This window comes from Burkholderia theae (assembly GCF_048565265.1).
In the GTDB taxonomy this organism is placed as follows: Bacteria; Pseudomonadota; Gammaproteobacteria; order Burkholderiales; family Burkholderiaceae; genus Burkholderia; species Burkholderia theae.
This window is the reverse complement of the sequence record NZ_CP183461.1, coordinates 708,074-724,946: the sequence shown is the minus strand read 5'-3', so window position 1 is coordinate 724,946 and position 16,873 is coordinate 708,074. Positions and strand designations below refer to the sequence as shown.

The following is a 16,873-nucleotide window of genomic DNA, read 5'->3' as shown; positions in this document are numbered from 1 at the left end:
CCGTTATTTGCGCGTGACTTCGCCGTCGCGGCACAGCAGCGTCGCGGCGACGATGTCGTCGGTCAGGTCGATGTTCAGCGTGCCTTCCTTCGTGACGATCAGCTTCATGAAGTCGAGCAGGTTGCGCGCGTACAGCGCCGACGCGTCCGACGCGACCATCGATGCGAGGTTCGTGTAGCCGGCGATCGTCACGCCGTTGTGCACGATCACCTCGTCGGCGACCGTCAGCGGGCAGTTGCCGCTCTTCCTGCCGTCGAATTCCGGGCCGCGGCCGGCCGCGAGATCGACGAGCACCGAGCCGGGCTTCATCGACTGCGCGGTTTCGACCGAGATCAGCGTCGGCGCCGGGCGCCCCGGAATCAGCGCGGTGGTGATCACGATGTCGGCCTGCTTCGCGCGCTCGTGCACGAGCGCGGCCTGGCGGCCGAGCCACGACGGCGGCATCGGGCGCGCATAACCGCCGACACCCTGCGCGGCCTCGCGCTCTTCGTCGGTTTCGAACGGGACGTCGAGGAATTTCGCGCCGAGCGACTCGATCTGCTCCTTCACGGCCGGCCGCACGTCGGACGCCTCGATCACCGCGCCCAGCCGCTTCGCGGTCGCGATCGCCTGCAGGCCCGCAACGCCCGCGCCGAGAATCAGCACGCGCGCGGCTTTCACCGTGCCCGCGGCAGTCATCAGCATCGGGAAGAAGCGCGGATACAGCGCGGCAGCAACCAGCACGGCCTTGTAGCCCGCGATGTTCGCTTGCGACGACAGCACGTCGAGACTCTGCGCGCGTGTCGTGCGCGGCGCGGCTTCGAGCGCGAAACCGGTCACGCCGGCTGCCGCGAGTTTCGCCGCCTGCTCGGCATTGAACGGCTCGAGCATGCCGACCAGCACGGAGCCGCGCTTCAGCGATGGCAGTTCGGGGTCGGTGGGCGCCTGGACCTTCAGCACGATGTCGGCATCAAAAGCAGCCGACTGGTCGGTCAATTCGGCACCGGCGGACGCATAGGCTTCGTCGGGATAACTGGCTGCGCTGCCCGCCCCTTTCGCGATACTGACGCGATGGCCGGCAGCCGCGTATTTCTTCACGGTTTCCGGCGTCGCAGCCACACGCGCCTCGTTCGCCCGCGTTTCAGCAGGCACTCCAATATGCATCGTCAGTTCCTCCAGTCATTGTCAGTATTTCTTTTCTTGCAATTTTTACTGCACAACGAGCCGGACAGGCTGACTTACCGGCTCACGAGCAACGGCATTTACGCTGCACTTTAACCGAAAGCGATGGTCGCGCCAGCACATTCCGCACGATCGTGCGCGAATGAGACATTAGCCCGGCCCGCGCCGCCGCGCATCGGCGGGACGGATGATCCGCGAGGGTCGGATTCATCTATCGTCTGATCAGACGGCCGGCAGCGTTCGGGCGCAACCGGTAAAATGCCGATCCATGAAACCCGAAATCTGGACCCCGCATGTGACGGTCGCGGCGCTCGTCGAGCACGCCGGCCGCTTTCTCGTGATCGAGGAAGAAACCTCGACGGGCCTGCGCATCAACCAGCCGGCCGGCCATCTCGAGGCCGGCGAAACGCTGGCCGACGCCGTGATCCGCGAGACGCTCGAGGAAACCGCGCACCCGTTCACGCCCGACGCGCTCGTCGGTGTTTATCTCGCGCACTACGAGCGCCCCGGCACCGCCGGCGCGACCTACCTGCGCTTCACGTTCTGCGGCACGGCCGGCGAGCCGGTCGCGGGCCACGCGCTCGACGACGGCATCGTCCGCACGCTGTGGATGACGGCCGACGAACTGCGCGCGTGCAGCGAGCGCCATCGCTCGCCCGCGGTGATGCGCTGCGTCGACGACTATCTCGCCGGGCGGCGCATTCCGCTCGATTTCGTGCACACGCATTCGGTCGCGCCGCGCCCCGAGGCATTCGAACGTCAGGCGGTCAACAAATGAGCAAGCGCCGTGTAGTGGTAGGCATGTCGGGCGGCGTCGATTCGTCGGTGACCGCGTGGCTGCTGAAGGAACAGGGCTACGACGTGGTCGGCCTGTTCATGAAGAACTGGGAAGACGACGACGACGGCGAATACTGCTCGACGCGCCAGGACTGGATCGACGTCGTGTCGGTGGCCGACCTGATCGGCATCGACGTGGAAGCCGTCAACTTCGCCGCCGAATACAAGGACCGCGTGTTCGCCGAGTTCCTGCGCGAATACTCGGCCGGCCGCACGCCGAACCCCGACGTGCTGTGCAATGCCGAGATCAAGTTCAAGGCGTTCCTCGATCACGCGATGTCGCTCGACGCGGAAATGATCGCGACCGGCCACTATGCGCGCGTGCGCGAGCGCGACGGGCGTTTCGAACTGCTGAAGGCCTTCGATCATACGAAAGACCAGTCGTACTTCCTGCACCGGCTGAACCAGGCGCAACTGTCGAAGACGATGTTCCCGCTCGGCGAGATCCCGAAGACGAAGGTGCGCGAGATCGCCGCGCAGATCGGGCTGCCGAACGCGAAGAAGAAGGATTCGACGGGCATCTGCTTCATCGGCGAACGGCCGTTCCGCGATTTCCTGAACCGCTACCTTCCGACGAAACCCGGCCCGATGAAGACGCCCGACGGCAAGGTCGTCGGCAAGCACATCGGCCTCGCGTTCTACACGTTCGGCCAGCGCAAGGGCATCGGCCTCGGCGGCAGCAAGGACGGCAGCGGCGAACCGTGGTTCGTCGCCGCGAAGGACATCGCGTCGAACACGCTGTATGTCGTGCAGGGCCACGATCATCCGTGGCTGCTGTCGCGCGAGCTCGTCGCCGGCAACGTGAGCTGGGTCGCGGGCGAGCCGCCGGCGGAAGGCTTCGCGTGCGGCGCGAAGACACGCTACCGGCAGGCCGATGCGGCGTGCACGTTCGGCGGTGCCGCATCCGGTCCGGAAGGCGAAGCGCGCTTCTCGCTCGCGTTCGACGACGCGCAGTGGGCCGTCACGCCCGGCCAGTCGGCCGTGCTGTACGACGGCGAGATCTGTCTCGGCGGCGGCATCATCGAATCCGCGGCGACCAGCCCTTCCGCACCGGCGGAAGGTCGCGCCCCGGCGCTCGCCGACGCACGCTGACACATATTCGGTTTAGACTTGCGGCACGCCGCGCCCGGCGGAACACGATTCCGCCGAGGCCGGCAGACCGCCGCGCAGCGCACGCATGGCGGTATTTCAAGATGCAGGGTCTATTCATGTATGGAACGCGCATGCGTTGCCACGAGAAGGGCCGCTCGCGAGGCGCGCGACGCCGCGAGCGGCCCTTCTCGTGGCAACCCCAAATCTAAGTAGATCATTCCACGGGAATGCCCGAAATCGCCCGCATGGCGGTGTCGTTCGTCACTTGTTTGGCTCGGCCAAACGGCGCTCCTCACTCCTTGCCCTGCGGGCGATTTCGGGCATTCGCATGCGCGTTCCATACATGAATAGACCCTAGGAGTCCCCATGCTTTCACGACGCTATCTGGCGATGTGGTGTGCCATCCTGCTGCTCGTCGCAACGGCCGCGCTCGCGTCGATCCACGTGCTTTCCTGGCTGTGGATCATCATCCCCGCCGCCCTCGTCGCGCTCGGCGTGTACGACCTGAACCAGGACCGTCACGCGATCCTGCGCAACTACCCGCTCTGGGGCCACTTCCGCTTCCTGTTCGAGTTCATCCGGCCCGAGATCCGCCAGTACTTCGTCGAGGACGATACCGACGAGAAACCGTTCTCGCGTGCGCAGCGCAGCCTCGTCTACCAGCGCGCGAAGAACGTCGCCGACAATCGCCCGTACGGCACCGAGCTGAACGTGAAGGCCGTCGCGCACGAATGGATCAGCCACTCGCTCGCGCCGACGAAGCTGCCGAACCACGATTTCCGCATCCGCGTCGGCGCGAATCGCGCGCAGCCGTACGACATCTCGATCTTCAACATCTCGGCGATGAGCTTCGGCTCGCTGTCCGCGAACGCGATCCGCTCGCTGAACCTCGGCGCGAAGAAAGGCGGGTTCGCGCACGACACGGGCGAAGGCTCGCTGTCGAAGTACCACCGCGAGAACGGCGGCGACATCATCTGGGAAATCGCGTCGGGCTACTTCGGCTGCCGCAACGACGACGGCACGTTCAACCCCGACAAGTTCGCGAAGCAGGCCGCCGATCCTCAGGTCAAGATGATCGAGGTGAAGCTGTCGCAGGGCGCGAAGCCGGGCCACGGCGGCGTGCTGCCGGCCGCGAAGATCACGCCGGAGATCGCCGAGACGCGCGGCGTGCCGATGGGCAAGGACTGCATCTCGCCCGCGACGCACTCGGAGTTCTCGACGCCGCGCGGGCTGCTCGAATTCGTCGAGCGGCTGCGCACGCTGTCGGGCGGCAAGCCGACCGGCTTCAAGCTGTGCGTCGGCCATCCGTGGGAATTCTTCGGGATCGCGAAGGCGATGGTCGAGACGGGCATCGTGCCGGACTTCATCGTCGTCGACGGCGCGGAAGGCGGCACGGGCGCGGCGCCGCTCGAATTCACCGACCACGTCGGCGTGCCGCTGCAGGAAGGGCTGCTGCTCGTGCACAACACGCTGGTCGGGATCGGCGTGCGCGATCGCGTGAAGATCGGCGCGAGCGGCAAGATCATCACCGCGTTCGACGTCGCGCGCACGCTCGCGATCGGCGCGGACTGGGTGAACTCGGCGCGCGGCTTCATGTTCGCGGTCGGCTGCATCCAGGCGCAGACCTGCCACACGGGCCGCTGCCCGACCGGCGTCGCGACGCAGGACCCGGTGCGCCAGCGCGCGCTCGTCGTGCCCGACAAGGCCGACCGCGTGTACAACTTCCACCGCAATACGCTGCACGCGCTGCAGGAACTCGTGCAGGCGGCCGGCCTGTCGCATCCGTCGGAGCTGCGCGCGCATCACATCGTGCAGCGCATCTCGCCGCACGAGGTCCGGCTGATGTCGCAGTTGCTGAAGTACCTGAAGCCCGGCGCGCTGCTCGACGGCAACCATTGCGGCTTCACGCTGTACGACAGCTGGTGGCCGATTGCGCGCAGCGATTCGTTCACGCTCGGCGAGGCCGTGTACGCGTCGATCGAGTGACGCTCGCGGCCGCCCTGCTCCGGCGGCGGCCCGGCAAAAAGAAAAGCGCCCCGCGGGGCGCTTTTCTTTTGTCTGCCGAATGCGTGAATACTTGCACGCTTGATCGCGCGGCCGGCCGCGGCTCAGTTCTGCGGCAGCGTGTCCGCGAACGACTGCCGTTGCTGCAGCTTGACGAAGTGCTTGTCGAGGTTCGGGTGATGCTCGCGCCAGTTCAGTTCGGGCATCCGGAAGTCGAGATAACCGAGCGCGCAGCCGAGTGCGATGTCGGCGAGCGTGTAATGATTACCGACGCACCACGTCTTGCCGCCGAGGCCCTGCGACATCGCGACGAGCGCATCGTCGATCTTGCGCTGCTGGCGCGCGATCCAGCTTGCGCTGCGCTGCACGTCGTCGCGCAGCGTGTATTCGAGACGAATCGCGACCGCCGCGTCGAGCACGCCGTCGCCCAGCGCTTCCCAGCAGCGCACTTCGACGCGCTCGCGGCCCGACGGCGGAATCAGCTTGCCGACCGGCGACAGCGTATCGACGTATTCGCAGATCACGCGGGAATCGAACACCGCGGCACCATCCTCCATCACGAGGCACGGGACCTTGCCGAGCGGATTCGATGCATGAATATCCGTCTCCGGCGCCCACACGTTCTCGAGCTCCAGCTTGTAGTCGATCTTCTTTTCAGCAAGCACGATCCGCGCCTTTCGGACGTACGGGCTGCTGAGCGAACCGATTAATTTCATCATCTGCCTTTTTAAGGGAACCGCCGAGAGTATACGTTGTCGCCGATCATAACCGGGCAGGGTCGCGCGGTAGAAAATCGCCCGGCCGGCCTGTGGATGGTTTGCAACAGCCGCCACGCGGGCCTGCCGGCGCGGCTCGCGGCCGCCCCTCTCACGCGCCGCGTCCGGCGGCGCTACAATCGCACGATGAATGCGCCCCTCGATACCGCCATCGCCGTCGACGTCTACCGCCAACGCCGTGAACGCGTGCTTGCCGCACTGCGCGCCGCGGGCGGCGGCGTCGCCATCGTCCCCACCGCGCCGGAAATGCTGCGCAACCGCGATACGGCCTACCCGTACCGGCACGACAGCTACTTCCATTACCTGACGGGCTTCACCGAGCCGGATGCCGTGCTCGTGCTGAACGCGGCCGCGCCGCACGGCGCGCCGGAGTCGATCCTGTTCTGCCGCGGCAAGAATCCCGACCGCGAGATCTGGGAAGGCTTCCACTACGGCCCCGAAGCCGCGCGCGATGCGTTCGGCTTCGACGCGGCGTTCGCGGTCGACGTGATCGACACCGAGATGCCGCGCCTGCTCGCCGACGCGGGCACCGTGCACTACCGGTTCGGCGCATCGGCCGACTTCGAACGCCAGCTCGCGGGCTGGCTCGACGCGGTGCGCGCACTGGCGCGCACGGGTGTCGCCGCACCGGACGCGATGCTCGACCTCACACCGCTCGTCGACGACATGCGGCTCGTGAAGGACGAACACGAACTCGCGATCATGATGCGCGCCGCGCACATCTCCGCGCTCGCGCACCGCCGCGCGATGCAGGTGTGCCGTCCCGGCATCCGCGAATACGAACTCGAGGCCGAGCTGCTGTACCTGTTCCGCAAGCACGGCGCGCAGGCGCCCGCGTACGGCTCGATCGTCGCGGCCGGCGCGAATGCGTGCGTGCTGCACTACCCGGCCGGCAACGCGGCCGCGAAGGACGGCGACCTGATCCTGATCGACGCCGCGTGCGAACTCGACGGCTATGCGTCGGACATCACGCGCACGTTCCCGGCCAACGGGCGCTTCTCGCCCGCGCAGCGCACGCTGTACGACGTCGTGCTCGCCGCGCAGCAGGCCGCGATCGACGCGACGCGCGCGGGCGTGCCGTTCGAGGCGCCGCACGACGCGGCCGTGCGCGTGCTCGCGCAGGGGCTGCTCGACACCGGCATCATTCCGAAAACACGCTTCTCGAACGTTGACGACGTGATTGCCGAGCGCGCATACACGCGCTTCTACATGCACCGCACGGGCCACTGGATCGGGATGGACGTGCATGACTGCGGCGACTACCGCGAGCGGCTCGCCGAGCGCGACGGCAACGGCGCGCTGCCGTCGCGCACGCTGAAGCCCGGCATGACGCTGACCGTCGAACCCGGCCTGTATGTGCGGGCAGCCGACGACGTGCCGCCCGAGTACTGGAACATCGGCATCCGCATCGAGGACGACGCGATCGTGCGCGAGCACGGCTGCGAGCTGATCACGCGCGGCGTGCCCGTCGCCGCGGACGAGATCGAAGCGCTGATGCGCGCAGGCGCGGCGCACGGCGCATGACCGGCCGCCGCCTGTTCGTCGCGCCGCCGTCGACCTGCCGTCGACCGTTATTTCCGTATCACGAATCAAGATGACGACCGCTTCCTCCCCGGCCACGCCGGACTACGACCTCGCCATCGTCGGCGCCGGCCCCGTCGGGCTCGCGCTCGCCGGCTGGCTCGCGCGCCGCAGCGCAACCCAACACGCGTCGATCGCGCTGATCGATGCGCGCGAACCGGTCGCGAGCGTGAACGACCCGCGCGCGATCGCCGTCTCGCACGGCAGCCGCGTGCTGCTCGACACGCTCGCGTGGCCCGCCGACGCGACGCCGATCGAACATATCCACGTGTCGCAGCGCGGCCATTTCGGCCGCACGCTGATCGACCGCGACGAGCACGACCTCGCCGCGCTCGGTTATGTCGTGCGCTACGGCTCGCTCGTGCAGGCGCTTGCGGGCGCCGTGCGCGGCACGCGCGTCGACTGGCTCACGTCGACCACCGCGCGCGCGCCGCAGCAGGATGCCGACGGCGTCACGCTGACGCTCGACGGCCCGCAAGGCGAGCGCACGCTGCGCGCGCGCATCGTCATCAACGCGGAAGGCGGGCTGTTCCACGAACAGGCGGCCGACGCCGGCCAGCAGCGCCGTGACTACGGGCAGACCGCGCTCGTCGGCACGGTGACGGTCTCGGCACCGCGCCCGAACGTCGCATGGGAGCGCTTCACGCACGAAGGCCCGCTCGCGCTGCTGCCGCTCGGCGGGCCGCGCCAGGCCGACTACGCGCTCGTCTGGTGCTGCACGCCCGACGAAGCGGCGCGCCGCGCCGCGCTGCCCGACGACGCGCTCCTGCGCGAGCTCGGCAGCGCGTTCGGCGAACGCATGGGCCAGTTCGTCGCGATCGCGGGCCGCGCGGCGTTCCCGCTCGGCCTGAACGCCGCGCAGACGCTCGTCAGCGGCCGCGTCGCGATCGTCGGCAATGCCGCGCAAACCCTGCACCCCGTCGCGGGCCAGGGGCTCAACCTCGGGCTGCGCGATGCGCATACGCTGGTCGACACGCTGTCCGCGCAAGGCCTCGAAGCGACCGCGCTCGCGGCCTTCAACGCACGCCGCGCGCTCGACCGGCGCTTCACGATCGGCGCGACCGACACGCTTGCGCGCCTGTTTACGATCGACTCGGGCCCGCTCCCGCTGCTGCGCGGCGCCGCGCTCACCGCGCTCGAATTCGTGCCGCCGCTCAAGAAGGTGATCGCGCGCCAGATGATGTTCGGCCAGCGCAACTGACGCGCGGCGCACCTCCGGGTGCGCCCGGCCGGACCACGCAAACCGGGTCAAATCGGCGGGGCATGGGAATACGGTAAAATGCGCGTTTCCGTCCGCCCTTTTCATGCCCGCACCTGTCGCGGGCGGTGCCATTGCGATGCCCGTTATCGGCCCTCACGTATTGCGTAACAACCTGTTCGTCGCACCGATGGCCGGCGTGACGGATCGTCCGTTCCGCCAGCTGTGCAAGCAGCTGGGGGCCGGTTACGCCGTGTCCGAGATGGTCGCGTCCAACGCGCAGCTGTGGAAAAGCGCGAAGACGATGCGGCGCGCGAACCACGAAGGCGAGGTCGAGCCGATCGCGGTGCAGATCGCGGGCGCCGATCCGGCGATGATGGCTGAAGCGGCCCGCTACAACGTCGACAACGGCGCGCAGATCATCGACATCAACATGGGCTGCCCGGCGAAGAAGGTCTGCAACGTCGCGGCCGGTTCCGCGCTGCTGCAGAACGAGCCGCTCGTGCAACGGATCGTCGAGGCCGTCGTCGCGGCGGTCGGCACGGGGCCCGATGCAGTGCCCGTCACGCTGAAGATCCGCACCGGCTGGGACCGCGAGCACAAGAACGCGATCACGGTCGCGCGCCTGGCCGAAGCCGCCGGCATCTCGATGCTGACCGTGCACGGCCGCACGCGCGCCGACCTGTACCGCGGCGACGCCGAATACGAAACCATCGCGGCCGTGAAGGCGGCCGTCGGGATTCCGGTCGTCGCGAACGGCGACATCACGTCGCCCGCGAAGGCGAAGGCCGTGCTCGACGCAACGGGCGCCGACGCACTGATGATCGGTCGCGCCGCGCAAGGCCGGCCGTGGTTGTTCCGCGAAATCGATCATTTCCTGCAAACTGGCGAGTTGCTGCCCCCGCCGCGGATCGACGAGATCCAGCACGTGATGAACGAACACCTGGAAGACCACTACGCTTTCTATGGTGAATTCACGGGAGTCCGTACTGCGCGCAAGCACATCGGCTGGTACACTCGCGGCCTTTCCGGTGCCAACGGGTTCCGGCACAGGATGAACACGCTCGATTCCACCCGCGAGCAACTCGCCGCCGTCAATGAATTCTTCGAGGCGCAAAAAGCGCTGTCGGACCATCTCGTCTATGTCGATGACGAAGAGGAAAACGGCCAGGGCGAGTCGGACGACCATAACCAGTTAGCAGCATGAGCAAGCACAACATCGAACAATGTGTCCGCGAGAGCCTGGACGTGTATTTCCGGGATCTAGACGGCTCCAATCCGCACGACGTCTATGAAATGGTGATGTCCTGCGTCGAAAAGCCGATGCTCGAGGTCGTGCTCGTACAGGCAGGCGGCAACCAGTCGCTCGCCGCGGAGTACCTCGGCATCAATCGCAATACGCTGCGCAAGAAGCTGCAGCAGCACGGCCTGCTGTAGCCGGCCGTCCCGTCCCCGTTTCCCTGGCTATTGGTGGTTCCATCATGATCAAGCAAGCGCTCATTTCCGTTTCCGACAAGACCGGCATCGTCGACTTCGCGAAGTCGCTGTCCGACCTCGGCGTCAAGCTGCTGTCGACGGGCGGCACCGCGAAACTGCTCGCCGACGCGGGCCTGCCCGTTACCGAAGTGGCCGACTACACGGGCTTTCCGGAAATGCTCGATGGGCGCGTGAAGACGCTCCACCCGAAGGTGCACGGCGGCATCCTCGCCCGCCGCGACCTGCCCGAGCACATGCAGGCGCTGGAACAGCACGGCATCCCGACGATCGACCTGCTCGTCGTGAACCTGTATCCGTTCGTCGCGACGATCGCGAAGGACGACTGCACGCTCGCCGACGCGATCGAGAACATCGACATCGGCGGCCCGACGATGCTGCGCTCGGCCGCGAAGAACCATCGCGACGTGACGGTCGTCGTCGATCCGGCCGACTACGCGGTCGTGCTCGATGAAATGAAGGCGAACGGCAACGCGGTCGGCTACGCGACCAACTTCCGCCTCGCGACGAAGGTGTTCGCGCACACCGCGCAATACGACGGCGCGATCACGAACTACCTGACGAGCCTGACCGACGAGCTGCAGCACGCATCGCGCAACGCGTACCCGGCGACGCTGAACATCGCGTTCGACAAGGTGCAGGACCTGCGCTACGGCGAGAACCCGCACCAGAGCGCGGCGTTCTACCGCGACATCGCGCCGCAAGCCGGTGCGCTCGCGAACTACCGCCAGCTGCAGGGCAAGGAACTGTCGTACAACAACATCGCGGATTCGGACGCGGCGTGGGAATGCGTGAAGACGTTCGACGCCCCGGCCTGCGTGATCATCAAGCATGCGAACCCGTGTGGCGTCGCGGTCGGCAACGACTCGGCCGACGCTTACGCGAAGGCGTTCCAGACCGACCCGACCTCCGCATTCGGCGGCATCATCGCGTTCAACCGCGAAGTCGACGAAGCGGCCGCTCAGGCTGTCGCGAAGCAGTTCGTCGAAGTGCTGATCGCACCGTCGTTCTCCGACGCCGCGAAGCAGGTGTTCACCGCGAAGCAGAACGTGCGCCTGCTCGAAATCGCGCTCGGCGACGGTCATAACGCATTCGACCTGAAGCGCGTGGGCGGCGGCCTGCTCGTGCAGTCGCTCGACTCGAAGAACGTGCAGCCGCACGAGCTGCGCGTCGTCACGAAGCGCCAGCCGACGCCGAAGGAAATGGACGACCTGCTGTTCGCGTGGCGCGTCGCGAAGTACGTGAAGTCGAACGCGATCGTGTTCTGCGGCAACGGCATGACGCTCGGCGTCGGCGCGGGCCAGATGAGCCGCGTCGATTCCGCACGCATCGCGAGCATCAAGGCGCAGAATGCAGGCCTGACGCTGGCCGGCTCGGCCGTCGCGTCGGATGCGTTCTTCCCGTTCCGCGACGGCCTCGACGTCGTCGTGGCAGCCGGCGCGACCTGCGTGATCCAGCCGGGCGGCTCGATGCGCGACGACGAAGTGATCGCCGCGGCCGACGAGCACAACATCGCGATGATCCTGACGGGCGTGCGCCACTTCCGTCACTGATCGCACACGGCCCGCGCGGCCGCTGTACGCAAGCCCGGCGGCGTCGCACCCGCCGGGTTTTTTATTGCGCGACGCCCCGGCGCGCGACCATGCCGCCGGGTCGCTGCACCATTCGTTGTAGTATCGCTGCATCAGGCAACTCTCCTCACTCATGCGAATTCTCGGCATCGACCCTGGCCTGCGCGTCACCGGCTTCGGCGTCATCGACGTCAGCGGCCACCAGCTCGCCTATGTCACGAGCGGCGTGATCCGCACGCCGACGGCCGACCTGGCCACCCGGCTCGGCACGATCTTCCAGGGCGTCTCGGCGATCGTGCGCGAACATGCGCCCGACCAGGCCGCGATCGAAAAGGTGTTCGTCAACGTGAACCCGCAGTCGACGCTGCTGCTCGGCCAGGCGCGCGGCGCCGCGATCTGCGGCCTCGTCGCGGGCGGCCTGCCCGTCGCCGAATACACGGCGCTGCAGCTCAAGCAGGCCGTCGTCGGCTACGGCCGCGCGACCAAGACGCAAATGCAGGAAATGGTCACGCGGCTGCTCAATCTCTCCGGACAACCGGGCTCCGACGCAGCCGACGCGCTCGGCATGGCGATCTGCCATGCGCACGGCGGCACGACACTCAGCACGCTCGGCGGCCTCGCGCCGGCGCTCGCGAAGAAGGGGCTGCGCGTGCGGCGCGGGCGGCTGGTCGGCTGACGCCGGTGCATGCCGTCGCCCGGCACGCCGGATCGACCGTCTTGACCGCGCACGGCGCGTACACGACACGCCTTGCTTCGGCCTGACGGCCGATCCCGTCGGCATTGCGCCGCGCGTGCGCTACACTCGCGCTTTCTTCCTCGCATCCCGCCTCCCATGATCGGTCGCATCGCCGGCATCCTGCTCGAAAAGAACCCGCCTCACCTGCTCGTCGACTGCAACGGCGTCGGCTACGAAATCGACGTGCCGATGAGCACCTTCTACAACCTGCCGCAAACAGGCGAGCGCGTCGTGCTGCTCACGCAGCAGATCGTCCGGGAGGACGCGCACCTGCTGTACGGCTTCCTGACGCTGCAGGAGCGCACGACCTTCCGCGAGCTGCTGAAGATCACCGGCATCGGCGCGCGCATGGCGCTCGCCGTGCTGTCCGGCATGAGCGTGCAGGAGCTCGCGCAGGCCGTGACGATGCAGGACGCCGCGCGCCTCACGCGCCTGCCCGGCATCGGCAAGAAGACGGCCGAGCGCCTGCTGCTCGAACTGAAGGGCAAGCTCGGCGCCGATCTCGGCGCGCTCGCCGGCGCCGCATCGCCGTCCGACCACGCGACCGACATCCTCAACGCGCTGCTCGCGCTCGGCTACTCCGAAAAGGAAGGCCTTGCGGCGATCAAGAACGTGCCGGCCGGCACCGGCGTGTCCGAAGGCATCAAGCTTGCGCTGAAGGCGTTGTCGAAGGCGTAACGCGCGGCCACACCGGCTGTTGAAGCCAGTATCACGCGGCCGCGCGGCGCTCGCCAGTCGGCCGTTCGGTCAAGGGCCTGCTCCCGCTAATAACGGGCTTGCGCTGGCCACCAGAAGGGCCGAGCGCAAGGATTGCGACGAAGCGAATACTCGACGTATTCGCAAGGAGCATGACGCAGCGATCGGCCCTTCTGGTGGCCAGCCCCACGAATGAATTTTTCCAAACAGGGGAACGAGCCTTGCCGGCCGTATTGCGGCGTCGCGCGTTGCTTGTTTGGCTCGGCCAAACGGCGCTCCTTGCTCCTTGCACTACGGCCGGCAAGGCTCGTTCGCAAGCCCGTTATTAGCGGGAGCAGGCCCTGGGCGGGACTGCGCCGCGCGGTACAATGGCCGCATGATTGAAACCGACAAACTCGCCACCGAGCAGCGGATCATCGCCGCCACGCCCGCCTCGTCGCACGAGGAGGTGTTCGAACGTGCGCTGCGGCCGCGCCAGCTCGACGACTACGTCGGCCAGGAAAAGGTGCGCGGCCAGCTCGAGATCTTCATCGAAGCCGCCAAGCGCCGCTCGGAGCCGCTCGACCACGTGCTGCTGTTCGGGCCGCCCGGTCTCGGCAAGACGACGCTCGCGCACATCATCGCGCGCGAGATGGGCGTGAACCTGCGCCAGACGTCGGGCCCCGTGCTCGAACGCGCCGGCGATCTCGCCGCGCTGCTGACGAACCTCGAAGCGAACGACGTGCTGTTCATCGACGAGATCCACCGGCTGTCGCCGGTCGTCGAGGAAATCCTGTATCCGGCACTCGAGGATTACCAGATCGACATCATGATCGGCGAAGGCCCGGCCGCGCGCAGCGTGAAGCTCGACCTGCAGCCGTTCACGCTCGTCGGTGCAACCACCCGCGCCGGGATGCTGACCAACCCGCTGCGCGACCGGTTCGGGATCGTCGCGCGGCTCGAGTTCTACGACGCCGAGCAACTGTCGCGCATCGTGCGACGCTCGGCGTCGCTGCTGAATGCACAGATCGATCCGAGCGGCGCGCTGGAAATCGCGAAGCGCGCGCGCGGCACGCCGCGGATCGCGAACCGGCTGCTGCGCCGCGTGCGCGACTTCGCGGAAGTGAAGGCCGACGGCCAGATCACCGCGGCCGTCGCCGATGCCGCGCTCGCGATGCTCGACGTCGATCCGGTCGGCTTCGACCTGATGGACCGCAAGCTGCTCGAGGCGATCCTGTACAAGTTCGACGGCGGCCCGGTCGGCCTCGACAACCTCGCGGCGGCGATCGGCGAGGAGCGCGACACGATCGAGGACGTGATCGAACCGTACCTGATCCAGCAGGGCTTCCTGCAGCGCACGCCGCGCGGGCGCGTCGCGACGCTGCTCACCTATCGCCACTTCGGGCTCTCCGTGCCCGACACCGGCCGCGCCGAACGCGGCGCGTGGGATGTCCCCGACGGGAAGTAGCCCGTCCCCCGAGCCGTACCCGCCATGACGACGCCGCCCAGCCGCCACCCCGCCGCACCTGCACCGGGCCCGCGCTGGGCCGAGCCGATCCGCAAGCGGCTCGTGGCCGGCATCACGCACCTGACCGCGGGTGGCGGCGGCCCGTCGCTCGACCTCTCTTCGCCACCCGGAGATCCCGGGCTGTTCGGCCCCGACGCCATCTGCTGGCGCGTGCATGCCGACTTCACGTCGATGATGACCGGCGGCATCGCCGCACTGCTGCTGCAAGCGCTCCATCCGCTCGCACTCGCGGGCGTGTGGGATCACTCGTCGTTTCGCACCGACATCCTCGGCCGCTTGCGGCGCACCGCCACCTTCATCACGGGCACGACGTTCGGCAGTCGCGCGGACGCACTCGCGCTGATCGAACGCGTGAAGGCGATCCACGCGCGCATAGCGGGTACCGCACCCGACGGTCGGCCATACCGCGCCGACGATCCGGCGTTGCTGACCTGGGTGCATATCGCGGAAGTATCGAGCTTCCTCGCCGCGCATCTGTGCTACGTGAATCCGGCGCTGCCGGGCGAATTGCAGGACCGCTACTACGCCGAAACGGCATTGATCGCCGAACTGCTCGGCGCACACGAGGTGCCCCGCTCGCGCGCCGAGGTCGCCGCCTATCTCGCGCGCATGCAGCCCGAACTCGAGGCCGGGCCGCATACCTTCGAAGTGATGTCCATCCTGCTGAATGTGCCGGTCGCGACACCCGCGCTGCGGCCGGCCGCGTCGCTGGTGATGCATGCCGGGATCGACCTGCTGCCGCCGTGGGCACAGCGCATGCTCGGCGTGTCGACGTTCGCGCCGTTGCGTCGCGCGGTGGTCCGGCCCGGCGTACGGACCGTCGCCCCCGTGCTGCGCTGGGCGCTCGTCAACGGCGCGTCGAAACGCGCGCGCCGCCGCGCGACCGCGACACCGGTCGACGGCGATCCGCCGGCCTGACGATCAGCTTCCTCAGAACATTTCAATTTACCGTCAAATTCATGTGACAAGCTGACGGGCTCGCACCCGCACACGGTCACACGTCCCGCATGTCCGTTACCCGCGCGGTGTCCTGCCAACCCGACCGACACCCGATGCCCGCGATGCCACGCCTGCCGATCCGTTTCGCCCTTGCCGCCAGCCTGTCCGCCGTCTTCGCCCTGACCGCCTGCGGCGGCGACGATGTCACCGCCGTCGCGCGCACGGACGCGCAGACGCCGTCCGGCGGCACGACGACAACGCCCGCCCCCACGCCGCCCGCCACCGTCACGCCGCAACCGGGCAAGTGGAAGGCCGCCCGCGCGGGCGACCTGATCGACGTGACGCTCGGCGATCTCCATCCGACGCAGGGCGCGATCGGCTACGACCAGATCTATTACAAGCTCGGCCGCTACGAACTGCAGCCCGACAAGAAATTCGACGACTTCTGCGCGGACGAAGGGCTCGGCGGCGTCGCATCGAGCGGCTACACGGCCAAATCGTCGTTGCGCGAACCCGCGAGCTACGCGTGTTCGACGACCGACGCGAACGCCCGCGACCGCTCGGTGCTGAACCCCGTCGTGATCGGCCCGAACGGCGATGCGCTGTACCTGACCGACGGCCACCACGGCCTGTCGACCTACTACGAAACACCCGACGGCGGCCCGGCGCTGCACGTGCACGTCGTCGTCAAGGACAACCTGAGCGACTACTCGGGCGACGCGTTCTGGCAGCAGATGCAAAACCGCGGCTATGTACGCCTGAAGAACGGCGAAGGCAAACCGATCGCCGTCGCGCAACTGCCGACCGGGCTCGGCCTGAAGCTCGGGATGACGAACGACCGCTACCGGTCGCTCGTCTATTTCACGCGCGACATCGGCTACAGCAAGCCCGCGCAAGGCACCGACTACCTCGAATTCTACTGGTCCGACTGGCTGCGCGCGCAGCCGGGCACGTTCTCGCTCGCCGGCTACGACCTGACGCGCGCCGGTGCGACCGACCCCGATCCGGCAAAGGCCGACACGGGCTACCTGAATGCGGTCTGGAACGCGTCGACGCGCATGGTCGCGGCCACGGACCCGGTGATCGACGGCAAGACGGGCGCCGACCTCGGGCGCGCCGATGCGATCAACAGCGGGAAGAAATACAACAAGGGGGAATTCGACAAGCTGCGCCAGCCAATCACGGCCGACAAACCCGGCAAGATCGCATACGCGCTCGACTACAAGATGCGCCACGGGCTGCCGCAGTAAGGATCACGCTCGAGGGGGAAGCCCGGCCGGC

At 67.8% G+C, this 16,873-nt stretch carries 15 protein-coding genes; 13 read left to right on the top strand and 2 right to left on the bottom strand.

Annotated features, from left to right (window positions below; all coding sequences use genetic code 11):
* Nucleotides 1-3: 3 nt before the first annotated feature.
* Nucleotides 4-1,143, bottom strand: coding sequence for a Re/Si-specific NAD(P)(+) transhydrogenase subunit alpha (locus ACN22W_RS03455; protein ID WP_343492945.1), 1,140 nt, complete (start codon nucleotides 1,141-1,143; stop codon nucleotides 4-6).
* 286 nt (nucleotides 1,144-1,429) lie between these two features.
* Between ACN22W_RS03455 and ACN22W_RS03450 the strand changes: the two genes are divergently transcribed.
* From ACN22W_RS03450 to ACN22W_RS03440, 3 genes are all read left to right on the top strand, one after another.
* Complete coding sequence (locus ACN22W_RS03450) at nucleotides 1,430-1,939, top strand: NUDIX hydrolase (protein WP_048250763.1); 510 nt, start codon at nucleotides 1,430-1,432, stop codon at nucleotides 1,937-1,939.
* On the top strand, nucleotides 1,936-3,090 hold the full coding sequence (mnmA, locus tag ACN22W_RS03445; protein ID WP_419686238.1) for a tRNA 2-thiouridine(34) synthase MnmA: 1,155 nt from the start codon (nucleotides 1,936-1,938) through the stop codon (nucleotides 3,088-3,090). Before ACN22W_RS03450 ends, mnmA begins: the two co-directional genes overlap by 4 nt.
* Nucleotides 3,091-3,456: 366 nt before the next feature.
* Entirely contained in the window at nucleotides 3,457-5,076 is a 1,620-nt protein-coding gene (locus ACN22W_RS03440) for an FMN-binding glutamate synthase family protein (protein ID WP_419686236.1), read from the top strand.
* 122 nt (nucleotides 5,077-5,198) lie between these two features.
* Here the strand turns inward: ACN22W_RS03440 and ACN22W_RS03435 are convergent, their stop codons facing one another.
* On the bottom strand, nucleotides 5,199-5,810 hold the full coding sequence (locus tag ACN22W_RS03435) for a glutathione S-transferase family protein (RefSeq protein ID WP_048251619.1): 612 nt from the start codon (nucleotides 5,808-5,810) through the stop codon (nucleotides 5,199-5,201).
* Between the two features lie 186 nt (nucleotides 5,811-5,996).
* On the opposite strand from ACN22W_RS03435, the gene ACN22W_RS03430 reads away from it, so the two are divergent.
* The 10 genes from ACN22W_RS03430 to ACN22W_RS03385 all read left to right on the top strand — a co-directional run bounded on the left by ACN22W_RS03430 (nucleotide 5,997) and on the right by ACN22W_RS03385 (nucleotide 16,842).
* Nucleotides 5,997-7,394 (top strand): aminopeptidase P N-terminal domain-containing protein, encoded by a 1,398-nt coding sequence (locus ACN22W_RS03430; protein WP_419686234.1) that lies wholly within the window; start codon nucleotides 5,997-5,999, stop codon nucleotides 7,392-7,394.
* Nucleotides 7,395-7,464: 70 nt separating this feature from the next.
* The gene (locus ACN22W_RS03425; protein WP_419686233.1) at nucleotides 7,465-8,652 is read left to right on the top strand and encodes a UbiH/UbiF/VisC/COQ6 family ubiquinone biosynthesis hydroxylase; all 1,188 of its coding nucleotides are present in this window, start codon (nucleotides 7,465-7,467) and stop codon (nucleotides 8,650-8,652) included.
* A 136-nt stretch (nucleotides 8,653-8,788) separates the two neighbouring features.
* Entirely contained in the window at nucleotides 8,789-9,856 is a 1,068-nt protein-coding gene (gene dusB, locus ACN22W_RS03420; RefSeq protein WP_419687362.1) for a tRNA dihydrouridine synthase DusB, read from the top strand.
* On the top strand, nucleotides 9,853-10,086 hold the full coding sequence (locus ACN22W_RS03415; RefSeq protein ID WP_006476892.1) for a Fis family transcriptional regulator: 234 nt from the start codon (nucleotides 9,853-9,855) through the stop codon (nucleotides 10,084-10,086). The genes dusB and ACN22W_RS03415 overlap by 4 nt, the downstream gene beginning before the upstream one ends.
* Before the next feature lie 44 nt (nucleotides 10,087-10,130).
* The gene (gene purH / locus ACN22W_RS03410) at nucleotides 10,131-11,696 is read left to right on the top strand and encodes a bifunctional phosphoribosylaminoimidazolecarboxamide formyltransferase/IMP cyclohydrolase (RefSeq protein WP_129513725.1); all 1,566 of its coding nucleotides are present in this window, start codon (nucleotides 10,131-10,133) and stop codon (nucleotides 11,694-11,696) included.
* 151 nt (nucleotides 11,697-11,847) lie between these two features.
* Nucleotides 11,848-12,390 carry a crossover junction endodeoxyribonuclease RuvC gene (gene ruvC, locus ACN22W_RS03405; RefSeq protein WP_419686231.1) on the top strand — a complete coding sequence of 181 codons (543 nt, stop codon included), beginning with the start codon at nucleotides 11,848-11,850 and terminating at the stop codon, nucleotides 12,388-12,390.
* Nucleotides 12,391-12,546: 156 nt separating this feature from the next.
* On the top strand, nucleotides 12,547-13,128 hold the full coding sequence (gene ruvA / locus ACN22W_RS03400; RefSeq protein ID WP_129513724.1) for a Holliday junction branch migration protein RuvA: 582 nt from the start codon (nucleotides 12,547-12,549) through the stop codon (nucleotides 13,126-13,128).
* A 394-nt stretch (nucleotides 13,129-13,522) separates the two neighbouring features.
* Nucleotides 13,523-14,593, top strand: a complete 1,071-nt coding sequence (gene ruvB, locus ACN22W_RS03395) for a Holliday junction branch migration DNA helicase RuvB (protein ID WP_412022472.1) — start codon at nucleotides 13,523-13,525, stop codon at nucleotides 14,591-14,593.
* Between the two features lie 24 nt (nucleotides 14,594-14,617).
* Nucleotides 14,618-15,571 carry an oxygenase MpaB family protein gene (locus ACN22W_RS03390; protein WP_419686230.1) on the top strand — a complete coding sequence of 318 codons (954 nt, stop codon included), beginning with the start codon at nucleotides 14,618-14,620 and terminating at the stop codon, nucleotides 15,569-15,571.
* A gap of 143 nt (nucleotides 15,572-15,714) precedes the next feature.
* Entirely contained in the window at nucleotides 15,715-16,842 is a 1,128-nt protein-coding gene (locus tag ACN22W_RS03385; protein WP_419686229.1) for a ParB/Srx family N-terminal domain-containing protein, read from the top strand.
* Nucleotides 16,843-16,873 lie beyond the last annotated feature (31 nt).